Origin of the sequence: Lelliottia sp. 7254-16, assembly GCF_002922995.1 — a bacterium.
Taxonomy (GTDB): Bacteria; Pseudomonadota; Gammaproteobacteria; order Enterobacterales; family Enterobacteriaceae; genus Enterobacter; species Enterobacter jeotgali.
This window is the reverse complement of the sequence record NZ_PQVS01000001.1, coordinates 265,506-290,223: the sequence shown is the minus strand read 5'-3', so window position 1 is coordinate 290,223 and position 24,718 is coordinate 265,506. Positions and strand designations below refer to the sequence as shown.

Sequence of the window (24,718 nt, the reverse complement as noted above, 5' to 3'; positions counted from 1 at the left end):
AATCACATTCAGGGCTCACGATGGCAAAAGTTTTTTTGCTCAACGGCACCGTTGTATTCTGGCCAGAGCGAAATGTATTACACGCGAAATCAGATGAGACGAAGCGCATAGCGTTAAGTAATCCGGCAACTCGTTGTTTATTGTTGTTAATTCAGCGACAAGGCCAGGTCATCGAACGCGATTATTTTTTTGAGCATGTCTGGTTTATTAACGGTGCTCAGGTCACAAATAATACTTTCTATCAGAACATATCATTGCTTCGCCGCGCGTTTAAAGAGTTGGGGCTGAATGAAGAGCTGATCGTCACCGTGCCAAAAGTCGGGATCCGTCTTGAGTCACAGCTCGAGATCCAGGAGCAGGAGCCCGAAGCAACTCTGTGTAATGAGCCAATAACTCCGCCAGTCACGCCGGTTGAAAAAACGTTGAAACCGCCACACAAACGTACAGCCTGGTGGCTGCTGGCAGGCGTTGTTTGCTGTTTTATCGCTGCATTGGTGACCTGGCAGACACAGTTTGATTCCAGACTCAGCCGCTATGTACCACTGAGCGTAGGGGAGGGATGTCACTGGTACGGGAATCAGGATGTACTGAAATTTGATAAACATCTGCAATTTATAAAAGCCAGCACGCTGGATTGTCAGAGTTATCCCTGGATTTATCTCACGCTATATCCTAATTTCCCTCGGATCTCGGCATTAGCTTGTCGCCAACAATATAGTCGCTGGCGTGATAATGACTGCGTGACACATTATTATTTTAAGGAGTCCAGAAATGTGGGCGCGTAATATTAAATGGAGTGTTTTCATCATCGTCGCTGTGGCGATAACAATCGCGGCGACGTTAATGTTACAAAACTGGCAGCGTTCACATTTCGATTGTTCAGGAGAGATGATGATGGAGTATCCGGATATTCAAGGCGATATTTCCGTCAGATACGTTTTTAATGGTACGCGTGGAGTGGCTATTTTACGCGGGCAAATAACCGATAAAAATGCCGAGACGCTGGCGGTAAATCAAAACGTCTGGTTTTCCTTTACCCGTAAGGATGACGATTATTTTCTTGAATCGGATAATGTTGCATCCAGTGGAGGAGGCACGACGATCCATCCGTTACTGGCAAGGACGCTGCCAGATTTCTATCTCAAATCAAACGAGCCGTTTTATTTCAGCATCATTCGACTCAATAGCAGCACCTGGCAGTTCTACACCAGTCGGTCGCCATCGGTGTTTTGCCGACGATAGGTTTTTTGCTTTTAACTATCCAGCGCTCTTTGAAGTGGCGGAGGAAGTCAGGGGGGTTGGGAAGTAAACCGATTAGATAAGCTTGAATCGCATTTAACATAATATACATTATGCGCACCAATCATAACTCTGGCAGAATCCAGCATCATTATCGTCATCCTTGTCCTTGCGATTTCAGCGCTAAGAAAGCGCTAACCGCGCCGTTAGTTTCATCACTACGGCTGATCATCAGCAAATTAGCCGTTAACTCCGAAGCACTCAGGCTGCGGTAAACCAGTCCTGGAATATTGACCTGCTTTAGTGGTTCGGGAACCAGCACGATTCCGAGTCCTGCGGCAGCAAGAGCCAAAACGCTCAACGAACTGTCAGAACGATGCGCAACCCTAAGAGCACTCTTCAGTTTCTGACTCAACAGGAGGTAAAGCTTTTCATGTGTGTCATGGGCATCGTAGAGGATCAGCGGTTCGCCGGAGAGCATCTCGAAAGTGAAATACGGATGTTCAGCCAGCGGATGTTCATTCGATAGCGCCACCAGAAACGCCCATTCCCCTATTCTCTTCACGTTAATCCCGTCAGTGAGGGTTTTACTGTGATCAGGCGTATACCCAATATCCTGCTGTCCGGCGAGGATCGCCTCCACCTGCTGCTGCGGGGGGATTTCCTTCAGCGTTATTTCTACGTCGGGATACTGTTTGCGGAAAAAACGTAAATCTTGCATCAGTTGACCGCTGAAAATGGCGTTTCCGGCGAATCCAATTCGTACCGTACCGGTTTCACCGCGTAGCGACCGTTCAACAGATCGGCGGGCAAACTCAGCCTGGTCTAGCGTGCGTTGCGCCTCAGCCTGGAACAATTTTCCGGCTTCGGTCAGCTCAACGCTGCGACTGGTTCTGACAAATAACGCGCCGCCGAGTTCTTCCTCTAAGGCACGAATCTGCATGCTGAGTGCAGGCTGCACGATGTTTAGCGTCTGGGCTGCGCGACCAAAGTGTTTCTCTTGCGCTACGGCCAGAAAATAGCGTAACTGGCGTAAATCCACGTTCGCTCTCCATTCATCAGTAAAAATGATTAATCTGTCATTATAAGCTATTTGATGTTATCGAAGGTAAGGTCAATACTCCATACAACTTTCACACACTGGAGCACAGAAATGGAAAACAGAATTGAAGATCGCCTGCAGATTACCGACCTGATCAATGGCTGGATCCACCGGGATCTAAACGAATGGGAGCAGCTGCGTTCATTGTTTCATCCGGACGGCACCATCGAGGTGACCTGGTTTGAAGGATTGTTCAGCGATTTTGTGACCGGTTCAGAGCGTATGGGAGCGTCCGATATTCGGACTAAACATCTGATGGGCAGCCCGATTATCACCTTCAACGGCTACAAAGCGATTGTTGAAACTAACGCCATTATTATCGCTGAGAACGTCAAACTTAACGTGGGCTGTAACGGACATAATCGTTTTTACGATCTGATGGAAAAACGAAATGGCGTCTGGAAACTGTTCCATCGTCAGAGCATTTATGACATGGGCACTTTCACGTTTCCTCTTGGGCTTGTGGAAATAGACACGGCGACGGCCGAAAAATACCCGCGTGAATATGCTGCGCTGGCCTATGTACTGGAAAAAAGTGGTTTTCCGGTTAAGCGCGTCTTTGCCACTCGTGGCAGCGAATTAGAGCGAAAAATGAAGGCCGATGGCCAGGCCTGGCTAAACGCCTGAACATAAATCATCTACACTTGCTGAAAACCGCAAACTGGAGATGCGATGATGGCCGACTGGAATCCTTCTTTATATCTGCAATATGGCGCGGAACGCACCCGTCCCGCCGCCGAATTGCTGGCAAGAGTGGCGCTAAACGACGTTTCTGAGGTTCTGGATCTGGGCTGCGGCCCGGCTAACAGCACTACGCTTTTGCACCAGCGTTGGCCATCAGCACATATTGTTGGCGTGGATAATTCGCCCGCGATGCTGGAACAGGCGCGAGTGGCCTTACCCGAGTGTCAGTTTATTGAAGCGAACATAAAAACGTATCGTCCTCAGCATTCCGTCGATCTGGTCTATGCCAACGCGTCGTTACAGTGGATACCCGACCATTATGAGCTACTCCCGCACCTGGTTTCTCTGCTCAAACTGAACGGCGTGCTCGCGATTCAGATGCCGGATAACCGCGATGAACCTACCCACGTTCTGATGCGAGAAGTGGCGTATGAGCAAGGTTTTCCTGACCGTAGCCGCGACCCGTTGCCCGGCGTTCATGCTTATTTTGATATTCTGACCGATGCGGGATGCGACGTGGATATCTGGCGCACAACGTACTATCACAAAATGAGTTCTCATCAGGCCATCATCGACTGGGTCAGCGCGACGGGATTGCGTCCCTGGTTGCAGGAACTGAGTGAGCATGAGCAGCGGAACTATCTGGAGCGCTATCACGAGCTTCTGGAACAGCAGTATCCGCTCCAGGAAAACGGTCAGATACTGCTGGCGTTTCCGCGTCTGTTTATCGTTGCTCGTCGCGAGCCATAACGCAGTTTAGAGCGACACGCGATAGCGGACGAAATCGTCTGCTTCACTAAACATGTCGTAGAGTTTTCGCGCAGGGTTGTTTTGACGTGTCACCCAATAGAGCGTTGACCACCCTTCGCGTTTTCCTTCCGCCTGGAGCGCCTCAATCAGCGCCTTTCCGGCACCTTTTCCGCGAACATTTTCATCAACAAACAAGTCTTCAAGATAACAAACGGGAGCGGTGGTCCAAGTGCCTTCATGCAGCACGCACATGGCAAAACCGATCACCTTGCCATCGATTTCTGCGACCCGACAAAACAGGGACGAATGCGAGTTGAGCGCCCTTTCCCATGTTAATGCCGTCACGGATTCATCGAGTTCACATGCGTAAAACGCCGTATAACCATCCCACAACGGACGCCAGCCGGCATAATCGCCTTTGCGCAATGCTCTCACGATTACTGTCATGGTTTCTCCTCATCGGATAAATCAATGGCCATGTTGAAACAGCGCAACTCAGCGCCCGCCATTCTTGAAAGATGCAGGCTTTCACCCAGGGTGATGAATCCGTGTTTCTGATAAAAAGTGTGTGCATTTGGCGTTGAGGAAAGCGTTAATCGAGAAATACCGCGCTCGCGTGCATTGCTCAGTATCGCTGTGATGACTCGTCCCGCGAGTCCTTTTCCCGCGGCTTCGGGTACGGTAAAAATTGCTTCCACGCTATTTGCATCAAGGTCGAGATAGCCGCTCGCCACAATTTCGCCCTTCTCATCTTCTACTACGTAAAAAGGATTATCGATGATGACCTGACGATAGCTTTCAGGCATCGCCTCCGGAGTCCATCGGGCGATCACTTCAGAATCGTAGCTGCTCTGACAGCCTGCGCGGATAGCAAGATTACGAACTTCCCAGAGCTTTTCAGCCTCTTCTGGCACGGCCAGTCTTAAGGTCATATTTTCCTCGGCTATTCAGATAACAAAGAATGTGATAATCATGAAAATAGCAGAAGGCAAACAAAAACATAACGACAAAAAATGGAGATACGAGCCGTGAATACACCAACGTTGACCACCGAACGCTTGTTGCTTAAACCGCTGGAAGCAAAAGATGCGGCGCAAATTCAGAAGCTATATCCGCGCTGGGAGATCGTGCGCTATATGGTAGCGAGCGTGCCGTGGCCTTATCCGGACGATGGTGCAGAGAATTACGTCAATAACGTCGCCTTGCCGGACGTGGAAAATGGTGTTGCATGGTTCTGGACGATTCGTCGCAAAGCTTCGCCTGACGAGTTGGTGGGTCTGATCTGTTTGTACGACGTGGAAGATAATAACCGTGGATTCTGGCTGACACCCGAATGGCAAGGCCAGGGATATATGCGCGAAGCCAGTATTGCCGCAACAGATTACTGGTTCAATACGCTAAACAAACCGGTTCTGCGAGCCCCAAAAGCCGCCGTTAACGAACGTTCTCAGAAGATTTCAGCGAGCAGCGGGATGCGCCTGGTGAGAACCGAAAAGAAATCCTACGTTAGCGGTGAGCTGGACTCAGAGCTGTGGGAAATCACCCGCGATGAATGGAACGCGTTGCCGCGTTCCTGAATATTCACTATGTGAGCTGGTAATGTTTATCCGGTAAAACGCGGGCCGGGATTTCTGGCTCGTCGTTCATCTGTAGCAGATCGATTTCCATCGCATTGCAGATAGCATCCAGCGGTAAGTCGTTATTTTCGGTACCGAAAGGTTCTTCCAGCTCTTCTGCCAGCGCATCGAGAGAGATAAAGGTGTAGGAGATCAGGACCGAGACGAATGGCGTCATGTAGTGCAGATCAACCACCAGGGCAAACGGCAGCATGATGCAGAACAGGTACACGGTGCGGTGCAAAATCAGGGTATAAGCAAACGGCACCGGCGTGTTAGCAATGCGTTCACATCCGGCCAGTACCACTGACATATCGTTTAGGCGATTGTTGAGACTGTGGAACAGAATGTCCGACAGGTGCCCTTCCCGACGCCTTACGGCGAGCCATTCACCCATTATCAGTAAAATGCGGTTCGACGGCGAATTCGAATCCATTACCGCGCGAAGATGTGAAGCTGAAAGATAACGTGCAAGCTGGTCCGCCTGCGGCTGTCTTCTAAGCGTCATGCGCAGACAATGGGCGAAGGCAATTTGCAGACGCACGAACTCGCTCAAATGCGGATCGTCCGGAAGCGTGTTTTTCACCTCGCGAAATAGCGAGCGTGACGCTATCATCAGTTGCCCCCAAAGCTGGCGAGCCTCGACGTAGCGCGAATAACAGGCGTTATTGCGAAAACCAAGGAAGATCGCGATGGCCACCCCGAGGATGCTAAATGGCGCAACGGTCAATTTGATGCCCAGCGATGAGTACCACGGCAACATCACGATAACAGCGATGGATAACAGGAAGTTAAGGAACAACCGGGTAAAAATTTTAGACAGGACGGAACCGTGCCAGACGAAAATCAGGCGCAGCCAGTGCTGTTGAGGACGAACAATCATAGTTAGCTTCAGGTCAATAAAGAGCGTGACTATTAAACGTGATCACCATCACGGTTGCAAGCTTGTTACGAGATTGCTGTTCCCTTTTTAACTGCCAGACAAAAAGCGCACGATGCCAATGTGTGTTTTAAAAAAACGGAACACATAGTATGTTGTAACTAATTAGTGTTTAAACAAAACCCGGCCAGAGCCGGGAATCGTGATTAGCACAGCTGTTTCACGGCAGCGCGCATCCCCTGCAGCAAAATCGCATCCAGATCGAGAGTAACTTGTTCTACCAATCCGTTCACGTTGGTCAGGTCCTGCTCCCAGTGATCGCTGACGCTCAGAACCGCTTTCACCAGTTCGCTGGTGCTGATTTGTTTATCGTTATGTTGCGTCCACAGCTGCTGAAAACGCTCCAGCCAGTGAAGATCGTCCTGCACCGGATAGCTTTCACCGTTACGTTCCCCACGATAGAAAGCCATCAGCGCGGCCAATGCAAACGTCAGGCGCGCAGGCAGCTTGCCGGTAGCCTTCTGCCCTGCCAGAAGCTGCGGCAGGATACGAGTACGGAATTTGGTCATCCCGTTTAGTGAAATCGACAGCAGCTGATGTTTGATATACGGGTTGCGGAAACGTCCGGTCACCGCGCTGGCAAAGGATTCCAGCTCATCTTTTGGTAAATCCAGCACCGGGATGATCTCCTGGTAGATAGCCTTTTCCACGAATGCGCAGATCTCTGCATCGTTCATCGCCTCACCCACCGTGTCCAACCCGGCCTGGAAGGCAACCGGAACCAGCGCCGTGTGCGCGCCGTTAAGGATCGCTACTTTGCGCTCTTTGTAGGGTTTGATGTCATCGACAATCAGCACGTTAAGCGGGTATTTATCGAGGCGCAGTTCGGCTGCCAGGGATTTTGGCCCCTGAATAACAAACAGATAGAAATGCTCAGCGGTGTCGAGGAAGCCATCGTGGTAGCCAAGCTCTGTTTCGAGTGCAGCCACTTCGTCACGCGGATAGCCCGTCACAATGCGGTCAACCAGGGTTGAACAGAAGCTGTTAGCATCATTCAGCCATTGAATAAATGCAGCGGGAAGCGCCCATTCCTGAGCGTAGCGCAGCACCAGTTCACGCAGCGCATCGCCATTATAATCAATCAGTTCGCACGGAATAATCACCCAGCCCTTATCGGGCGCGCCGTTGAAATGGCTGAAACGTTCAAACAGCAAACGAGTCAGTTTTGCCGGATAGCTCACGGCTGGCGCATCGTCGAATTTGTCGTCGGCGTGATAGCTGATACCCGCTTCGGTGGTGTTGGAGAACACAAAACGCATATCGGGATTGTGCGCGAGCTTGAGGAATTCATCGTACTGACTGTAGACGCTGATTTCGCGGTTCACGGAGCGGATAAGACGCGCGTCGCTGACGGCTTCACCTTTCTCATTCAGACCACGAATAATTGTGGTGTACAGGCCGTCCTGAGTGCTGAGCGAAGGCGGGAAATCACTCTGGATTGGGCGGACAATCACCACCCCAGAGTTGAGGTCGGTGTGTTCATTCAGCAGGTCTACCTGCCAGTCGATGAACGCACGTAAAAAGTTACCTTCACCAAACTGGATGATACGTTCAGGATAGAGAGCACCGGGAAAATCACGACGGTTGAGTGTGTTCACAAGGGGTTCCTTTTTTAATTAGTCATACAGCCCGATAAGATTGGTCCAATAACCTATCAAACTTTGAGACCATGAAACCCTGTTTTGATCAAACCATGCAGCAATTGTAAAAAATATTATAAAAACTTATAAAACACTGAGGTCGCCGTCATTTCACCGTCCGGCATCAGCGCATAGCGCGGGATCTCTCCTACCTTTTGCCAGCCAGCACGCTGATAGAACGTTTCCGCGCCGCTGCCGGTTGCGGTATCCAATACCAGAACGGATTTTCCCTGATTTTGCGCGACCGATTCCAGTGCGTCCATCAATGCCATAGCCACACCGCGACGACGGGCTTTTTCATGTACCAACAGTTTGGCAACATCCGCGCGGTGCGGCTGGTTTTCAGGTTGATCGGTGATGAGCTGGACTGTGCCTAAAAACGCCTCACGTTCGTCACTGCACGCCAGCACGGTGCGCTCCTGCCGCCCCACGCTTTCGGCCACGCCCAGCCAGAACTGGCGCGCTTTCTCAGGGGTAAAAGGCAGCATAAAGCTCACCGATGCCCCACCGCTGACGCAGTTTTCGAGGATATCAGCCAGCGAATCGATATGGTAAAGGATCGCTTCCCGAGAAAGAGAGTGAATATGCAGCGAGGAGGTCATTGGATTTCCTTGTGAATTGACCTCCTCAGATTGCTCTTAACATTTATTTAACGCAAGAACCGCGCTCATAGGATTTTATGATGTCAGCCACCCGCGCTGTGCTGCTGCTTCGCCGCGAGAATCCTTTCATGGGCGGCATGTAGCCATTGCTGAAGATCATTTTGCTGATGCTCGAACTCACAAACTCCCCACGAAAACGTAAGAATCCAGGGATGCAGACCGCGCTGGTTGTATTCCGCGACCTGTTCATTAAGATATTGCATCGCAATCCAGGCACCCTTCTCATCGGTATCGGCAAACAATACCGCGAACTCGTCACCGCCATACCGCACTAAAAGATCGGCTTCGCGAAACGAGGCGCGCATCAGTTCAGCCATCGCTTTAAGCGCAATATCACCTTCACTCTGACCGTAGCGTTCATTAATCTGGCGGAATCTGCCCAGATCCATCCAGGCGAGTGTTAATGGCTCTGCCCGCCGCCGGGCACCGGATAATGCGAAAGCCGCAAACTGGTTAAACCCGCGCCGGTTAAACAGCCCCGTCAGATCGTCGGTGGTCGCAGCACAGGCCGCCGCAAATTCATCTTCCGCCAGCGCCGCCAAATCGTTCAGCGCCGCCATGTCCTGATCGCTGAAATCCCGAGGAACGGCGTCCATCAGACACAGCGTTCCGGCAATCGCACCATCAGGCAAATGCAGTGGAATGCCCGCATAAAAACGCACGCCCAGCGCTCCCCTGACCTGCGGATTATCGCCAAAACGAGCGTCATGGTGGGTATCAGGAACCACCAGCGGCACGTTGCCACTCAGGGTATGGCCGCAAAAAGAGTGGCTGCGCGGCGGGAGGTTTACCGTTGAACCCTTCGCCGACAAAGCCACCAGCGAATGCTCATCAATGAGATTGATCATCGCCACCGGCACGTTAAAAATACGCGTCGCCAGACGGGTAATACGGTCGTAAGGCTGATGGTGAGAGGATTCCAGAAGCCCGGAATCACGCAGGGATAACAGACGGTCTGATTCATTGGCAGGGATCGCGGGCGCTTTCATAATGTCTCCTGACACTCAGCTTTTTTAATAGCTTAGCCTAAAGAGTCAACTTGTCAGTGCGCGAAAATTCGATTTTTGCCGCCGCGCTTAGCCTGGTACAGCGCCGTATCCGCCGCCTGTAGCCAGTCGGTGACATTCGACATCTCGCGGGTCGCCCCTGCAATACCAATGCTCAACGTACAATTGATCGTTTCTTGCGCCACATCTTGCATAATGGCGGCGGCTTCCATAATCCGCGCCGCCACCACGTGGGCCTCTTCAATAGAGGTATCCGGTAGCAATATCACAAATTCATCGCCACCCAGTCGAGCCGGTGTATCGGTGGAACGCGTGGCGAGATGCAAAATTTGCGATACCGCAGCGAGCATCGCATCCCCGACTTTATGGCCGAAACGGTCGTTTACCTCTTTAAAGTTATCGATATCGATAAACATCAACGCCGATTCCCGACAGGCCTGCTGGAGTTTTTTGAGTTCATGCTCAATGCGTTTTTCGAGCAAGCGGCGATTGGCGATATCCAGCAGCGGGTCCATCATTGCAATACGTTCCAGCTCGCGCGATTTAATGCGCAAGCGCAGCGCAATACTGTCCGTCAGCACGCTGAGGGCGATGATATAGATAGCAATTAAGGGCAACGTGGCAAACATGGTCTGCTGAGAAACGGTGGTGACCACTGCCATTCCCTGTACCAGCCAGGCGGCGAGAAACACCGCCAGCATCGCAAACGCCGCTTTCTTCATCAGCGTAAAACCGCCAGCGGAAAGCCGGTCTGCCAGCAGGATCGTCGCAATGACAACCGAGGGGAGCGGATTGACAGCCATCATGGCAATCCAAAAACCGCCCGCTCCCGCATCAATCACCAGATTTTGATGTTCCGTCACCAGCGGCGTAGAAGAGCGACGAGCGCGCTGCCAGGCGACCGTCGGCCAGACAAAAGCGTTCACAGCCAGCAAAAGCATGAGCCATTCTGAACAATTTTGCTCAATGAGTACGGAGATAATGGGGATAAAACAGAGAAACGTGCCAAGGATACGCATCAGATACATACGTTTGACAAAACGACTCCCTGGTAAGCGATGGTTTTTACTCAGTTTATCAATTCCGTTCATCACGCGATTTTTCCGATGTGTTATCCCCGGTATCTTATTGAGCTTAAAAATACGTAGCAAGCAATTTATCAGCAATTTGATAACATCAAGGCCGCATTCTGCCTGGGATGGATACGTTTACACGTGCTCCGTACTTTTTTCGGGTTCAACGCTAAGCTGATTGTCCAGTTGACGCGCACTGGTACGATTTCGCCCTGCTTTTTTCGAGCGATACAGATACTCATCTGCTTCGGCCATCAGCTTATTAAACACCTCAGTCAGCTGCCAGGACTCGGATTTGGCGCTCCCGAGACCGATACTCACGGTCAGAAAGAGCGTTTGCTGACGCCAGCTAAACGGATGCGAAGCGATAGATTCCCTTATACGTTCCGCCAGTTCAACGCCCTGACGCGCATCCACGGAGTTCACCACCACCGCAAATTCTTCGCCGCCCATTCTTGCCACCAGCCCGTCTTCACCGACGGTCTGCTGCACCTTGCCGGCAAACTCGGCAAGAACACGGTCCCCGCACTCATGACCATAGTTATCATTGATGCTTTTGAAATAATCGATATCCAGCAGCATGACCGTCAGAAAACGCGGATGGCGATGAGATTCTTCATTTTTCAGCGCTTCATACAGGCCCGACCGTGAATAGACGCGGGTCAGAAAGTCATAATCAGCGCGCAGCGACACCTGATGAATGAGCGAGTTAATCGCCGCAACGCTCACGGAAACCATCACCGGGCAAATCGCCATCGTGGCAATCCCCAGACGCGCAGAGAACATCATTGGCGTCGACAGCGGTGCGGCCACAGCAATATTAATAATCGAATTGGCGACCAGGATGATTTCTACGCCTCCCGTCACAAAGGTCAGTAAACAGGTCGCCGGGAGAGAATAGCGCACCGCACACCAGATAAGCGCAGGCAGCGGAAACGCCAGACTGCCCGCTCCACCGATCACCACTGAAGCCATCACCGAAACGATCAGCGCCACCACCGGCATAAAGTGATCCAGCCGCACCGGATGTTTGAGCTCCGGGATTTTGACCGTCATCAGGCACGGCAGAATCAGCACTCCCGTCGAGAATTGCTCGCTAAACCAGTCGGCAAACAGTGGCCAGAAAGTTTGACTGTCAATGCCGACCGAGCCCATTGCGCCTATCAGCGCGCACAGAAGTGCCGCCAGCAGACAATAATTAAACAGTCGTAGGGCGTTAATCGGGTCCGGAACCAGCCGTCCTCTGCGTCTGTCCCGCGTCACCAGCAACGCGACGGTGACGATAAACACCATATTGGAAAGATTGATCACCACCGAGGCCATGCCCCAGTTAGTGGTTACCGCGTCATACATCAGCATCGCGACATACGACACCGCATAATAATGCAGGCGGTTGAGATAAGCGTAACGGGCAAATACGCCCGCCATCACGCCATTCAGCGGCCAGAAAAGCGAGAGCGCCTCCACCAGACGTAATTCCGCACCAATGAAATAAAATAGCGTGGTGAGAATAAAAATACTCACCGCATTACGCAGCGGATTGTCGGGTTGAAAAGGTTTAAATGAGGTCAAAGAAGATTGCATCAAATATCAATCCATATAATCGCTTAACGCAATTATTTCGCGGTCATCAGCAGGAATACTAAAAGATTAGCACCTATCTATAACATACATCCCCAGGGAGCATAACCCATCAACGTTAGTGGTGTATTTGATCAGTAAACCGAACGCCCAAGCCGCTGAGTGAGTTGCTCCAGCACCGCAACGCCTGCCAGCGAGTTCCCGGCAGCATCAAGCTCCGGGCTCCAAACCGCAATCGCCATTTCGTGAGGAACAATCGCCACGACGCCACCGCCAACGCCCGATTTGGCCGGCAGCCCTACCCGCCAGGCAAACTCACCGGCATTTTGATACATCCCGCTGGTCGCCATGAGCGCATTCACCTGCCGCGCCTGCATCGGCGTCACAACGGCCTGATTATGCAGCGCAGAATGGCCCTGATCGGCAAGAAACAGAAAGGTACGCGCCAGCTCCACGCAGCTCATTTTCAGCGCACAGTAATGGAAATAGTTTTGCAGCACGGTGGCGACATCATTGTGAAAATTGCCGAAGGATTTCATCAGCCAGGCAATGGCGGCGTTCCGCGCAGAGTGTTCAAACTCAGAACGCGCCACGTTGGCGTCGTAACTCAAATCGGATACACCGCTCAGCTGACGCACAATCTCCAGCATTCTCTGGCGCGGCGCACTGAGACGGCTTTGCAGCATATCGCACACCACCAGCGCGCCGGCGTTGATGAACGGATTACGCGGTTTGCCCTGTTCGATTTCCAGCTGGAGCAAAGAGTTAAACGGCTGACCCGAGGGATCTTTCCCGACCCGCTGCCAGATCTCGTCTTCATCATATTGACGCATCGCCGCCACCAGACTCAGCACTTTTGAGATCGACTGAATCGAAAAACGCTCAGTGGCATCCCCCGCCTGATAAAGTTGCCCCTCAACGGTACAAATCGCGATACCCAGTTTATTGCCGCTGATACACGCCAGCGCGGGAATGTAATCGGCAACGTTACCTTGCCCCAGTAACGGGCGAACCTGGGCCAGAATCTCTTCCAGCATCTGATTATCAATGACCGCAGCCACACTTTGCTCCTTGCCCACAGGCCAAAAACGGGCTGCGAGTATAACAGAGGGCGATGCGCTCCGTCAGGCAGGAAGACGAAAACGCGAAACCGCCTGCATCAGAAGATAAGACTCATCGTGTAAGCGGCGCGAGGCTTCAGACGCAGTGCTCACCAGGACATCAGTCTGCTGCGAAACCTGATTCAGCGCCTGTAACTGTCGCGTCATCTGATGAATACTGTCGCCCTGGCTCAGGGTGGCGGCAGAGATGTCATCGAGCAAACTGCTGAGATTCGCCACCAGCCCGGTAACCTGCTGCAAATTGTTCTCCAGCTTGACCACTGCTTTTGAGCCGTCCTCAATCCCTTGCAACGAATGATTGATCAGCTCCTGAATCGTCTGCGTCGAATGGCTGCTCTTTCTCGCCAGCAGGCCGACCTCACGCGCAACCACCGCAAAACCGCGCCCCTGATTGCCCGCATGGGCGGCTTCAATGGCGGCGTTTAGGGCCAGAATATTGGTCTGGAATGCCACGCTGTCGATCAGAGAGACGATCCCGCGCATCTCAGACGATCGTTCAACGATCGCCTGCATCGACGCATTCACGGTCGACATCATCATATCGCCACCCGCCGCCGTCTGACGCGCTTCGTTGGCACGTGAGCTGGCCAGTTTTGCATAGCCGGTATTGCCTTCAACGTGCGTTTCCAGCGTCGCGATATGGGCCGTAACATCGCTCAGCTCTTGCGCCTGGCGTGCCGACTGCTGATACAGTTTCTGATTACCTTCCGCCAGCTCGCCAATATTCGACACCATCGACGTTGTGGCCTCACTCACCTGGGTCACCAGCTGCTGTAATCCACGCTGCATGGTCATGACGCTCACGCTCAGCTGTCCGATTTCACGGTTAAAGCCATTCACCGCAGGCGCATTCCCGGAGAGATCTCCCGCCGCCAGCTGATTGATATGTGCAATGAGCCTGCGCAGAGGGACAATCACCCAGCGAGACATTCCAAACCAAACCGCAACCGCAATGAGCAGCAGCACCACCGGCGCCAACAGGAACAGCGACTGCAAATCCGATAGACGGTCCATCAGCGACTGTCGCCCCACGCCTGCCTGTTGTTCGCTGAGTTGCTGAAAGCGCGCGTAGTTATCATTAAAATCAGTCTGAAATGCCTGGGCAGGCACCGCAAAAAAGGCATCGATGGAGTTGGTTTTGATCAGCCCTTGCGCCTGCTCATTGATCGCCCCGTAGAACAATTGATAGCTGTTGATCAGCGCGTCATCTTTCGGCGGATTCAGCGCCAGCCACGCGTTCCACGCTTGCTGAGAGGCACTCAACGCCTTCTGTGCTTCATCCATCAGGCTGTTCCAGCTCCCCTCCGAGCCGGTTTCTTTATCCTGCATAAAATAGACGCCTGACCGATTGAGCAGATCGCTTGCCGCCAGCAGCGAGACGCGAGCCAGATCGAGTTTGCTCTGCTGCTGTTGCGCCAGCTGGTTTTGTTGTTCATTGAGTTTCGCATCGCGCAGTGAAGCGGTCAGGAGAATCGAGGAGGAAAGCTGTAAAGCAGAAAAAAGGGCGATAATGCAGAAGATGCCGGCCAGCAGACCAAACTGACGCTTCGCAATACGGCTAAAAATTTGCGTTAGGTTCATAATATTCTTCTGTAACAGTACGTTAGACGCGTGCGAGTCTACGAAACCTAAATGACAGAACCATGACACAAAAATGACAAAGGCCTTCGTGATGAAGGCCTTTTAAGCGTTTTAGCAGAACTTACACCCGGTCTTTCCACACGGTTTGGATATTGCAGAATTCATGCAAACCGAAGTGAGACAGCTCGCGACCAAAGCCGCTTTTCTTCACGCCGCCAAAGGCCACGCGCGCATCGCTGGCGCTGAAACCGTTAATGAACACGCCACCGCATTCAAGCTGACGCGCGAAGGTGTCGGCCAGGTGTTGATCGGCAGTAAATACCGTTGCCGACAGACCAAAGTCACTGTCGTTGGCCAGCGCCAGGGCATGTTCAGCGTCTTTCGCTATCGTGATTGCCGCCACCGGACCGAACAATTCCTGACGGAACGCGGTCATTTCTGGCGTCACATTGCCAAGCACGGTTGCCGGGTAATAATTGCCCTCTCCCGCCACTTTCTCGCCGCCGAGCAACAGCGTGGCGCCTTCATTAAGTGTCGCCTGCACCTGCTGATGCAGCTCATCGCGCAGATCGAAACGCGCCATCGGCCCGAGATAATGCGCTTCGTTATCCGGTGCGCCCATCTTCAGCGCAGCCGCCGCCGCCACAAAACGGTCGGTGAACTGTTCCGCAATGCCCTCTTCGACGATAAAGCGTTTAGCCGCCGCGCAAACCTGCCCGGTATTTTGATAGCGCCCGGTGACTGCGGCGTTAACAGCCAGATCCAAATCCGCATCGTTCAGCACAATAAACGGATCCGAACCGCCCAGCTCCAGCACACATTTTTTCAGCGCCGCAGCCGCCTGAGCACCAATCGCCGCACCGGCTCGCACACTTCCGGTCACGGTAATCGCGGCTATACGACGGTCATTAATCGCCTGGCTCACGCCGTCATTCGTGGCATTTACCCAGCCAAACACGCCCGGCTCAAAACCCGCGTCAGCGAAAATCTCACCGATTAGCGTCGCCGAACCGAGAACGTTAGGTGCATGTTTGAGCAGATAGCTATTACCCGCAAGCAGGATCGGCACCGCACCGCGCAGCACCTGCCACAGCGGGAAGTTCCACGGCATCACCGCAAGAACGGGACCCAGCGGGCGATACTCAATCACTGCGTTGTTGTTTTCGACAAGTGTCGCTTCAGCGGCAAGCATCGCCGGGCCATGCTCGGCGTACCAGTCGCACAGACCGGCAGATTTAGTGACTTCGGCACGAGCCTGCACAATGGGTTTTCCCATCTCACGCGACATCATCTGTGCCATCTCTTCAGCACGTGCACGCAGCGCAGTACCGAGTTGGCGAAGCGCTTTCGCCCGTTGAGAAACCGTTTCGTTTCGCCACAGACGAAAACCGCGATCCGCCAGAGCAATGGCCTGTTCTACGTCTTCTTTCGTGGCCCACGGATATGCCGCCAGCGTTTTGCCGGTGGCCGGATCAATAGACAGCGCATGCGTTGCAGGTGAGTGAGTCATAGTCTTCTCCACGTAATAGGGGTTGATTCATTGTGGCCCACTCTGTTATTTCTTAAAAATGAATAATACTGACTCACTTATTCACGAATCGAGAACGCTATGGATTTAACCCAGCTTGAAATGTTCAATGCGGTCGCCCAGACCGGCAGCATCACCCAGGCGGCGCAAAAAGTGCATCGCGTCCCGTCGAACCTGACCACCCGTATCCGCCAACTGGAGGCCGATCTCGGTGTGGAGCTGTTCATCCGCGAAAACCAGCGTTTGCGCCTCTCGCCGGCTGGGCATAACTTCCTGCGCTACAGCAAACAGATCCTCGCCCTGGTCGAGGAAGCGCGGATGGTGGTTGCGGGTGATGAGCCGCAGGGCCTGTTTGCCCTCGGCGCGCTGGAAAGCACAGCAGCGGTGCGCATTCCAGAATCCCTCGCACAATTTAATCAGCGCTATCCGCGTATTCAGTTTGCCCTGTCGACCGGGCCTTCCGGGACAATGATTGACGGCGTGCTGGAGGGCACATTAAGCGCGGCGTTCGTTGACGGGCCGCTGTCACACCCGGAACTTGACGGTATGCCGGTCTATCAGGAAGAGATGATGTTGGTCGCGGCTGCAGGACACGAAAAAGTGTCGCGCGCTACCCAGGTGAGCGGGCGCGACGTCTACGCTTTTCGCGCCAACTGTTCCTACCGCCGCCATCTTGAAAGCTGGTTTCATGCGGACCGGGCGATGCCTGGGCGAATTCATGAGATGGAGTCGTATCACGGGATGCTCGCCTGCGTGGTCGCCGGAGCGGGAATTGCGCTGATGCCCCGCTCGATGCTGGAGAGCATGCCGGGGCATCATCAGGTGGAGGCGTGGCCGCTCGCGGAAAACTGGCGCTGGCTCACCACCTGGCTGGTATGGCGACGCGGCGCGATGACGCGTCCACTTGAGGCATTTATAGCACTGCTAAACGAACGTCAGCCACCAGCACCTTCTCCATAAACAGGCTTAACGGATCTTCCGCGTATGGCGCAAACGCCGTGCGCGTCTGATACCCGCAGCGTTCATACAGCTGAATCGCCGCATGCTGCTTAATCCCCGTTTCGAGGCGAAGCGTGTGGCAGTGGCGGCTCAGGGCTTCATCCTCCAGCGCCGCCAGCAGTTTTTCACCCAATTTTTGTCCGCGATGGGTGGGATCGATATAGACCCGCTTCATCTCCCCGCTGCCGTCACCGTTGAGCACTATCGCCCCGCAGCCTACGGCATTTAATTGATTATCGCGAATCACCATCATCAGCAGCGAGCCGGCTGCTAACTGGGTCAAATCAATCAGATGATTACTTTCTGCCGGGTACAACTCGGTTTGATAGCGGTCCAGGGCGGTGATCAGCGCCACAATATCCGGATGAGAGGCAGATTCAGAGGTAATGGAATACATGGCAGGCTCCTTTTGTTGTTTGTTATCAACATAGCTGCCTCCATCGCCAAAGGGTCATACGGTTAACTTATCTTTCTTGAGGGGAATCTAACAAAGAGTGCCAAAAATGCGGGGTGCTGTAGTTATATACAGTATTGGTATAGGAATCGCGATAATATGCCCGTCACTCGTGAACAACGCTTACCTGAAATGCCCGCAGTGCGGGCATTTCAGTATGGCCTACACGCGCAGGAAGATTTTGCCTTTCAGATACAACGTCGCCTGGCCGCCGATTAGCACACGATCGCCCAATAGCTCGCAGCGCAACTCCCCGCCTCGGGCTGACACCTGGCGGGCATTCATCTGCGTTTTGCCGAGTTTTTCGCTCCAGTAAGGGATTAGCATACTGTGGGTAGAGCCTGTCACCGGATCTTCCGGTACGCCCTCTCCTGGACAGAAGAAGCGACTGACAAAATCAGCTTTGTCGCCGGGTGCAGTAATGCAGACCATTTTATCCAGCGGGATCATCGCGGCGATATCCGGGGCAATCGCTTCGACCTGCTGTTGGTTTTCCAGCACCACCATGTAGTCACGCGCGACGCGCACTTCTTTCGCTTCGGTGATCCCCAGAGCGTAAAACAGCAGCGCTGGCGCATTGTCCACCGGCTCACTCGCCCATGCAGGGAAGTTTAGCGTCAGCCAGTCGCCGTTACGTTTAACGGTCAGTTTACCCACGAAGCGGGTCGAGAATTCGATCTCAGTGTGTGGATAATCGAGGTATTCAAAAATCACATGCGACGCCGCGAGCGTGGCATGTCCGCAGAGGTCTATCTCAGAGAGTGTGGTGAACCAGCGCAGCTCAAAACCCTCATCGGTACGCACGAAAAACGCCGTCTCCGACTGATTGTGTTGCTTCGCCATGCTGAGGAGTATCTCGTCCGGGAGCCACTCTTCCAGCGGACATACGGCTGCTGCGTTACCGCCAAAGGCTTTATCGCTAAAGGCATCCACCAGATAAAAATCAATTTCCTGCATCGTGTTACCGCCTGTTTTTATTGTGCTGTTCTTTATATTCAAGGAAAACAACGCCCTTCGCTACCGGTTGCATAAGGTAAACTTTGAGATCTACATCACATAATGATTGTCTTTTAACCAGTGAAGGCTTTAAGATCGCCTTCTCATCTTTTCAGCAACGAACCCTAATTATACTTATGCCTTCGAACACGGTTTCCCGCAAGGTCGCGTGGCTACGTGTGGTCACGCTTGCCATTGCTGCGTTTATCTTTAATACCACAGAATTTGTGCCCGTAGGGTTGCTTTCCGATATTGCTCAAAGTTTCCATATGGAAACAGCGCAGGTCGGGATCATGCTGACTATCTACGCCTGGGTGGTCGCGTTGATGTCGCTGCCCTTTATGCTTCTCACCAGCCAAGTGGAACGGCGCAAGCTGCTGATTGGCCTGTTTGTGTTGTTTATCGCCAGCCATGTGTTGTCGTTCCTGGCGTGGAACTTTACCGTGCTGGTGATCAGCCGGATTGGTATCGCCTTTGCACACGCCATTTTCTGGTCGATTACCGCCTCGCTGGCCATTCGTCTGGCCCCGGCGGGGAAACGCGCTCAGGCGCTGAGCCTGCTGGCAACCGGAACCGCGCTGGCAATGGTGCTCGGTTTGCCGATCGGGCGAATCGTTGGGCAGTATTTCGGCTGGCGATCCACCTTCTTTGCCATCGGCATGGGGGCGTTAATCACCCTTCTGTGTCTGATTAAACTCCTGCCAAAATTGCCGAGCGAACATTCTGGCTCGCTGAAAAGCCTGCCGTTGCTGTTCCGCCGCCCGGCGTTGATGAGTATTTATCTGCTGACGGTGGTTGTGGTCACCGCCCATTACACGGCGTACAGCTATATCGAGCCTTTTGTACAGGTGGTCGCGGGCTTTAGCGCCAACTTTGCCACTGTCTTGCTGTTACTCCTCGGCGGGGCCGGAATCATCGGCAGCATCCTGTTTGGCAAACTGGGCAACCAGCACGCGTCGCTGCTGGTGAGCGGTGCAATCGGGATGCTGTTGCTGTGTCTGGTGTTGCTGATGCCTGCGGCGGGAAGCGAGACCAATCTGGCGATATTGAGTATTTGCTGGGGCGTGGCGATGATGATTATCGGCCTGGGAATGCAGGTCAAAGTGCTGGCGCTGGCCCCGGACGCCACCGACGTGGCGATGTCGCTCTTCTCTGGGATCTTCAATTTAGGCATTGGCGCGGGGGCGCTGGTCGGGAATCAGGTAAGCCTGCATTTTTCAATGTCGGCGATTGGCTATCTCGGGGCAATTCCGGCGCTGGCGGCATTTATCTGGTCGATTCTGATATTCCGAAAATGGCCTGTGGCCTTAGAAGAACAGACGCATCGCGGGTAGTTTTTTGCCCAGCGGCGCTTCGCTTGCAGGGCCTACGGGAAGAGTAGGCCGGGTAAGCGCAGCGCCACCCGGCAAAAAGTCAGTGGTAAGTCTTAATAATTTCCAGCACGCCGTTAATAATAAACTGCACGCCCATACACACCAGCAGGAACCCCATCAGACGGGAAATTGCTTCGATTCCGCCCTTACCCACCCAGCGCATGATCGCGCCTGAACTGCGAAGGCTCGCCCACAAAATCACGCCAATCAATGCGAAGATCAGCGGTGGTGCCACCATGACTACCCACGCCGAAAACGTCGTGCCATCGCGAACCGTGGAAGCGGAACTGATGATCATCGCAATCGTACCCGGACCCGCCGTACTCGGCATCGCCAGCGGCACAAAAGCGATATTGGCAGAAGGCTCCGTTTCCATCTCTTCCGATTTGCTTTTGGCTTCCGGCGATTCGTGCGCTTTTTGCGCCGGGAACAACATGCGGAAACCGATAAAGGCGACGATCAGGCCCCCTGCAATACGCAACCCAGGAATCGAAATCCCAAACGTGTTCATCACCAGCTGTCCGGCGTAATACGCCACCATCATGATAATGAATACGTACACCGAGGCCATCAGCGACTGGTGATTACGTTCGGCGGTATTCATGTTCCCCGCCAGCCCCAGGAACAACGCCACAGTTGTTAACGGGTTTGCCAGCGGCAACAGCACCACCAGCCCAAGACCTATTGCCTGAAATAATTCCACCATAGTGCGTTGTCGTCCTTTTCCATAATCAACCCTCACAGTATACGGTGAAATGCCCTGCGTGAGCCACGCAGACAACGTAAGCAGTGTTTTCCGCTGGATAAAGATAACCATCCGTTATGTTTATGATTTAAAAGGCCTCAAAAAAAGTTCATCAAACGTTTTAGCAAATCGTGGCATCGGCGGATACATTCAGTTGACTTATACTTGCCTGAGCAATAATATCTGCCGTGATTAAACTACTTGCCAGGGCAACCATTGTGAAAAGCACCAGTGATCTCTTTAACGAAATTATTCCACTGGGCCGTCTTATTCATATGGTGAACCAGAAAAAAGATCGCCTGCTCAATGACTATCTGTCTCCGATGGACATCACCGCGACTCAGTTCAAAGTGCTGTGTTCCATTCGCTGCGAAGTATGCATCACCCCGGTTGAGCTGAAAAAGGTGCTTTCTGTCGACCTGGGGGCGCTCACGCGCATGCTCGATCGTCTTGTCTGCAAAGGATGGATTGAAAGACGCCCTAACCCCAATGACAAACGCGGCGTACTGGTGCAACTCACCAGTGATGGCGCGGCGATGTGTGAAAAATGTCATGAGTTAGTAGGACAAACACTGCACCAGGAACTAACAAAAAACTTAACGGCGGATGAAGTGGTCACTCTTGAGCATTTGCTGAAGAAAATCCTGCCGTAAACAGAAAGAGGTATGACGATGTCCAGACGCAATAATGACGCCATCACTATTCATAGCATTTTGGACTGGATCGAAGAGAACCTGGAATCGCCGCTCTCACTTGAAAAGGTGTCCGAGCGTTCAGGTTACTCAAAATGGCACCTGCAACGGATGTTCAAAAAAGAGACCGGTCATTCTTTAGGGCAATATATTCGTAGCCGTAAGCTGACGGAAATTGCGCAGAAACTGAAAGAGAGCAACGAGCCGATTCTGTATCTGGCAGAGCGTTATGGGTTTGAATCGCAACAGACCCTGACCCGCACGTTTAAGAACTATTTCGACGTGCCGCCGCATAAATACCGAATCACCAGTATGCCCGGTGAATCCCGATATCTGCATCCGCTAACACACTGTAACTGCTAATCGCCTGTATTAAGACGTAACCGAGGAAATCATGAAATTTACCGCCTCCGCCGCCCTCACCTTACTGGTGCTGGTCTCCGGCCAGACTTTTGCGGAGCAAACCACTCACGCTAACCAGCAGAACAGTCGCACGACGATGGTTCTGCCAACCGCACACGAACAATCACCGTTTGATTTCAATCATATGGGTGCGGGCAGCGACAAATCCGACGAATTAGGCGTGCCGTATTACAATCAGCACGACCTCTGATTCGTTTTTGCCCCGCAGATTGCGGGGCTTTTTTCATCCCCTGACCCGCGTCGTCCGACGCAACCGCAAACCAAACACGTTGATGTACAGCCCGGCCATGATCAGCACCGCACCGATCAATTGCAGCGTGGTCAGTTTTTCCCCCAACAAAATTGCCGCACTCGCCATACCCACGACCGGTACCAGCAGTGACAGCGGTGCAACCCGCCAGGTTTCGTAACGCCCCAGCAGCGTTCCCCAAATCCCGTACCCGACAATCGTGGCGACAAACGCCAGATATACCAGCGACAGAATGGTCGTCAGGTCAATCTCGATCAGGCTTGTCAGCATCAGCGCCGGACCATCAAAAATAAGTGACGCCACCATAAAGGGAATCACGGGAATCAGCGCGCTCCAGACGACGAGCGACATCACCGCCGGTCGTGCCTCGTGCTGCATAATCAGCTTGTTGAAGATGTTCCCGCATGCCCAGCTCAGCCCCGCCGCCAGCGTCAACATAAAGCCCAGCATCGCCACATGTTGACCGTTGAGACTGGCCTCGGCCAGAACCAGCACACCAAACACCGCCAGCGTGATCCCCGCCAGTTGTTTACCCTGCAAACGTTCACCGAACACAAACGCACCGAGAATAATAGTAAAGAAGGCCTGCGCCTGTAATACCAGCGACGCCAGTCCTGCGGGCATCCCGAATTTGATCGCGCAAAACAGAAAGGCGAACTGACCGAAGCTGATGGTCAGACCGTAACCAAGGAGCAGACGAAACGGGATCTTTGGACGGGCGACGAAAAACAGTGCCGGGAAGGCCACCAGTAAGAAACGCAAACCGGCCAGCATCAGCGGCGGCATGTTATGCAACCCCACCTTAATGACCACAAAATTTAGCCCCCACACCACGACCACCAGTAACGCCAGCAGCCCGTCTTTACGCGTCATACCTTGCCCCTGATTATTAAATTTTTGTAAACAGATTCACGTTAACGAAAAAAACGCGGCAGGAAAAGATCATTAATTCTGGCAGTCAGATAAAGCACTGATGGAAAAATTGGGTGCTATACAACGCCCCTGGTGGCGTGATAATCATTTAGACATAAAAAAAGCATAAGCATATGTCGGACAGGAAAATGAAATCATCTCTCAGGCGCTCAACCGCAGCGTTACTGGCATCGTCGTTGTTGTTAACCATTGGCCGTGGCGCGACGCTGCCGTTTATGACCATCTACCTCACGCGCGTTTATCAGATGAGCGTCGCGAATATCGGCTACGCCCTGACCATCGCTCTGACGATTGGCGTGGTGTTCAGCATGGGGTTTGGCATCCTGGCGGATAAGTTCGACAAAAAACGCTACATGATGCTGTCGATTCTGGCGTTTATTGCCGGGTTCGTGGCGATCCCGCTGGTGAATAATGTCACGCTGGTGGTGCTGTTCTTCGCCCTGATTAACTGCGCTTATTCCGTGTTCTCGACGGTGCTCAAAGCCTGGTTCGCGGATGTGCTGACACCAGGCGAGAAAGCACGCGTATTTTCCCTAAACTACAGCTTCCTCAATATCGGCTGGACGATCGGCCCACCGATCGGCACGCTGCTGGTGATGTACAGCCTGCAACTGCCATTTTGGCTGGCAGCCTTCTGCGCCGCGCTGCCACTGGTGTTTATCCAGATGTATGTGCAGAAAAGCATTGCCGCCGACAGTGAAAACGTCACCGTGCCGTGGCAGCCGTCGGTACTTCTGCGTGACCGGGCGCTGTTCTGGTATACGCTCTCCGGCCTGCTGGCGTCCTACGTGGGCGGCTCGTTTGCGAGCTGTATTTCCCAGTATGTACTGGCGGCGGATTACACCAGTGAATTCGCGGAAAAAGTGGTTGCCGTGGTGCTGCCCGCTAACGCCGCGATGGTGGTGTCGCTGCAGTATTTTATTGGCCGTAAAATCAAAGCCAGCAATATTCGCCCGTTAATGGCAATCGGCACGCTCTTTTTCCTTCTTGGACTGGGCGGGTTTATGCTCTCTGGCACCAATTTGATCTACTGGGGAATTGCCTCGGCGGTGTTCACCATTGGGGAGATTATCTATGCGCCGGGTGAATACTTGCTGATTGATAACATCGCGCCGCCGGGAATGAAAGCGAGCTACTTCTCAGCGCAAGCGCTCGGCTGGCTGGGCGCTGCTGCCAATCCGATGGTCACAGGACTGATTCTGACCCACCTGCCGCACTGGTCGTTGTTTGTGATTATGATGGTCGCGATCGTGGTGGCGTGGCTGATGATTTTGCGCGGGATGAGCGTGGAACCCTATGCCGAACGGGTGGAAACGCCGTGATGGCTGG

27 protein-coding genes are annotated in these 24,718 nt (G+C 53.1%); 11 read left to right on the top strand and 16 right to left on the bottom strand.

From position 1 onward, the window contains the following. The first annotated feature begins 20 nt into the window (after positions 1 to 20). Complete coding sequence (locus C3708_RS01405) at positions 21 to 785, top strand: winged helix-turn-helix domain-containing protein (RefSeq protein WP_103948962.1); 765 nt, start codon at positions 21 to 23, stop codon at positions 783 to 785. Next, positions 772 to 1,242 (top strand): hypothetical protein, encoded by a 471-nt coding sequence (locus C3708_RS01400; protein WP_233210383.1) that lies wholly within the window; start codon positions 772 to 774, stop codon positions 1,240 to 1,242. The genes C3708_RS01405 and C3708_RS01400 overlap by 14 nt, the downstream gene beginning before the upstream one ends. 154 nt (positions 1,243 to 1,396) lie before the next feature. Here the strand turns inward: C3708_RS01400 and C3708_RS01395 are convergent, their stop codons facing one another. Continuing rightward, on the bottom strand, positions 1,397 to 2,281 hold the full coding sequence (locus C3708_RS01395) for a LysR substrate-binding domain-containing protein (protein WP_103948963.1): 885 nt from the start codon (positions 2,279 to 2,281) through the stop codon (positions 1,397 to 1,399). 111 nt (positions 2,282 to 2,392) lie between these two features. Here C3708_RS01395 and C3708_RS01390 point away from each other — a divergent pair, with 111 nt between their 5' ends. Together C3708_RS01390 and tam are read left to right on the top strand one after the other, a co-directional pair. Continuing rightward, positions 2,393 to 2,968, top strand: coding sequence for a nuclear transport factor 2 family protein (locus C3708_RS01390; RefSeq protein WP_103948964.1), 576 nt, complete (start codon positions 2,393 to 2,395; stop codon positions 2,966 to 2,968). Positions 2,969 to 3,016: 48 nt separating this feature from the next. Continuing rightward, positions 3,017 to 3,775, top strand: a complete 759-nt coding sequence (tam, locus tag C3708_RS01385; protein WP_103949096.1) for a trans-aconitate 2-methyltransferase — start codon at positions 3,017 to 3,019, stop codon at positions 3,773 to 3,775. A gap of 6 nt (positions 3,776 to 3,781) precedes the next feature. Here tam and C3708_RS01380 read toward each other — a convergent pair whose 3' ends face one another. Together C3708_RS01380 and C3708_RS01375 are read right to left on the bottom strand one after the other, a co-directional pair. Continuing rightward, complete coding sequence (locus tag C3708_RS01380) at positions 3,782 to 4,222, bottom strand: GNAT family N-acetyltransferase (RefSeq protein WP_103948965.1); 441 nt, start codon at positions 4,220 to 4,222, stop codon at positions 3,782 to 3,784. Further along, positions 4,219 to 4,707: a GNAT family N-acetyltransferase gene (locus C3708_RS01375; RefSeq protein ID WP_095282020.1), complete on the bottom strand. Its 489-nt coding sequence runs from the start codon at positions 4,705 to 4,707 to the stop codon at positions 4,219 to 4,221. The genes C3708_RS01380 and C3708_RS01375 overlap by 4 nt, the downstream gene beginning before the upstream one ends. A 96-nt stretch (positions 4,708 to 4,803) precedes the next feature. Between C3708_RS01375 and C3708_RS01370 the strand changes: the two genes are divergently transcribed. Next, positions 4,804 to 5,352, top strand: coding sequence for a GNAT family N-acetyltransferase (locus C3708_RS01370; protein WP_095282019.1), 549 nt, complete (start codon positions 4,804 to 4,806; stop codon positions 5,350 to 5,352). Positions 5,353 to 5,359: 7 nt separating this feature from the next. On the opposite strand, the gene C3708_RS01365 is transcribed toward C3708_RS01370, so the two are convergent. The 9 genes from C3708_RS01365 to sad form a co-directional block, all read right to left on the bottom strand. Continuing rightward, entirely contained in the window at positions 5,360 to 6,274 is a 915-nt protein-coding gene (locus C3708_RS01365; protein WP_095282018.1) for a bestrophin family protein, read from the bottom strand. 203 nt (positions 6,275 to 6,477) lie between these two features. Beyond that, positions 6,478 to 7,929, bottom strand: coding sequence for a tagaturonate reductase (locus C3708_RS01360; protein WP_103948966.1), 1,452 nt, complete (start codon positions 7,927 to 7,929; stop codon positions 6,478 to 6,480). Positions 7,930 to 8,045: 116 nt separating this feature from the next. Beyond that, entirely contained in the window at positions 8,046 to 8,573 is a 528-nt protein-coding gene (locus tag C3708_RS01355; protein ID WP_103948967.1) for an N-acetyltransferase, read from the bottom strand. Between the two features lie 83 nt (positions 8,574 to 8,656). Further along, on the bottom strand, positions 8,657 to 9,622 hold the full coding sequence (locus tag C3708_RS01350) for a sensor domain-containing diguanylate cyclase (protein WP_103948968.1): 966 nt from the start codon (positions 9,620 to 9,622) through the stop codon (positions 8,657 to 8,659). Positions 9,623 to 9,675: 53 nt separating this feature from the next. Next, entirely contained in the window at positions 9,676 to 10,668 is a 993-nt protein-coding gene (locus C3708_RS01345; protein ID WP_103949097.1) for a diguanylate cyclase, read from the bottom strand. Between the two features lie 180 nt (positions 10,669 to 10,848). Further along, positions 10,849 to 12,297 (bottom strand): GGDEF domain-containing protein, encoded by a 1,449-nt coding sequence (locus C3708_RS01340; protein ID WP_103948969.1) that lies wholly within the window; start codon positions 12,295 to 12,297, stop codon positions 10,849 to 10,851. Positions 12,298 to 12,428: 131 nt separating this feature from the next. Beyond that, positions 12,429 to 13,355, bottom strand: coding sequence for a glutaminase B (gene glsB, locus C3708_RS01335; RefSeq protein ID WP_095282013.1), 927 nt, complete (start codon positions 13,353 to 13,355; stop codon positions 12,429 to 12,431). A gap of 63 nt (positions 13,356 to 13,418) precedes the next feature. Then, a complete protein-coding gene (locus C3708_RS01330; protein WP_103948970.1) occupies positions 13,419 to 14,996 on the bottom strand; it encodes a methyl-accepting chemotaxis protein in 1,578 nt (525 codons plus the stop codon). Between the two features lie 121 nt (positions 14,997 to 15,117). Next, positions 15,118 to 16,506 carry a succinate-semialdehyde dehydrogenase gene (gene sad / locus C3708_RS01325; RefSeq protein WP_103948971.1) on the bottom strand — a complete coding sequence of 463 codons (1,389 nt, stop codon included), beginning with the start codon at positions 16,504 to 16,506 and terminating at the stop codon, positions 15,118 to 15,120. 99 nt (positions 16,507 to 16,605) lie between these two features. Between sad and C3708_RS01320 the strand changes: the two genes are divergently transcribed. Beyond that, positions 16,606 to 17,484, top strand: coding sequence for a LysR family transcriptional regulator (locus C3708_RS01320; protein WP_095282010.1), 879 nt, complete (start codon positions 16,606 to 16,608; stop codon positions 17,482 to 17,484). Here the strand turns inward: C3708_RS01320 and C3708_RS01315 are convergent. Together C3708_RS01315 and C3708_RS01310 are read right to left on the bottom strand one after the other, a co-directional pair. Continuing rightward, positions 17,438 to 17,920 carry a GNAT family N-acetyltransferase gene (locus C3708_RS01315; RefSeq protein ID WP_103946279.1) on the bottom strand — a complete coding sequence of 161 codons (483 nt, stop codon included), beginning with the start codon at positions 17,918 to 17,920 and terminating at the stop codon, positions 17,438 to 17,440. The genes C3708_RS01320 and C3708_RS01315 overlap by 47 nt on opposite strands. A gap of 219 nt (positions 17,921 to 18,139) precedes the next feature. Next, on the bottom strand, positions 18,140 to 18,934 hold the full coding sequence (locus C3708_RS01310) for a PhzF family phenazine biosynthesis protein (RefSeq protein ID WP_103946280.1): 795 nt from the start codon (positions 18,932 to 18,934) through the stop codon (positions 18,140 to 18,142). Between the two features lie 176 nt (positions 18,935 to 19,110). Here C3708_RS01310 and C3708_RS01305 point away from each other — a divergent pair, with 176 nt between their 5' ends. Beyond that, the gene (locus C3708_RS01305) at positions 19,111 to 20,307 is read left to right on the top strand and encodes a sugar transporter (protein ID WP_103948972.1); all 1,197 of its coding nucleotides are present in this window, start codon (positions 19,111 to 19,113) and stop codon (positions 20,305 to 20,307) included. Positions 20,308 to 20,386: 79 nt separating this feature from the next. Here C3708_RS01305 and C3708_RS01300 read toward each other — a convergent pair whose 3' ends face one another. After that, positions 20,387 to 21,052 (bottom strand): MarC family NAAT transporter, encoded by a 666-nt coding sequence (locus tag C3708_RS01300; RefSeq protein ID WP_095282004.1) that lies wholly within the window; start codon positions 21,050 to 21,052, stop codon positions 20,387 to 20,389. A gap of 257 nt (positions 21,053 to 21,309) precedes the next feature. Here C3708_RS01300 and marR point away from each other — a divergent pair, with 257 nt between their 5' ends. From marR to marB, 3 genes are read left to right on the top strand one after another with little or no spacing between them, the layout of a single operon-like run. Further along, a complete protein-coding gene (gene marR / locus C3708_RS01295; RefSeq protein WP_095282003.1) occupies positions 21,310 to 21,744 on the top strand; it encodes a multiple antibiotic resistance transcriptional regulator MarR in 435 nt (144 codons plus the stop codon). An 18-nt stretch (positions 21,745 to 21,762) separates the two neighbouring features. Next, positions 21,763 to 22,146 (top strand): MDR efflux pump AcrAB transcriptional activator MarA, encoded by a 384-nt coding sequence (marA, locus tag C3708_RS01290; RefSeq protein ID WP_146052590.1) that lies wholly within the window; start codon positions 21,763 to 21,765, stop codon positions 22,144 to 22,146. Positions 22,147 to 22,177: 31 nt separating this feature from the next. Beyond that, positions 22,178 to 22,396 (top strand): multiple antibiotic resistance protein MarB, encoded by a 219-nt coding sequence (marB, locus tag C3708_RS01285; protein WP_103948973.1) that lies wholly within the window; start codon positions 22,178 to 22,180, stop codon positions 22,394 to 22,396. Between the two features lie 33 nt (positions 22,397 to 22,429). Here the strand turns inward: marB and eamA are convergent, their stop codons facing one another. Further along, positions 22,430 to 23,329, bottom strand: coding sequence for an O-acetylserine/cysteine exporter (gene eamA / locus C3708_RS01280; protein WP_095282000.1), 900 nt, complete (start codon positions 23,327 to 23,329; stop codon positions 22,430 to 22,432). A gap of 188 nt (positions 23,330 to 23,517) precedes the next feature. Here eamA and ydeE point away from each other — a divergent pair, with 188 nt between their 5' ends. Further along, positions 23,518 to 24,711 carry an efflux MFS transporter YdeE gene (gene ydeE / locus C3708_RS01275; RefSeq protein ID WP_103948974.1) on the top strand — a complete coding sequence of 398 codons (1,194 nt, stop codon included), beginning with the start codon at positions 23,518 to 23,520 and terminating at the stop codon, positions 24,709 to 24,711. The last annotated feature ends 7 nt before the right edge of the window (positions 24,712 to 24,718 follow it).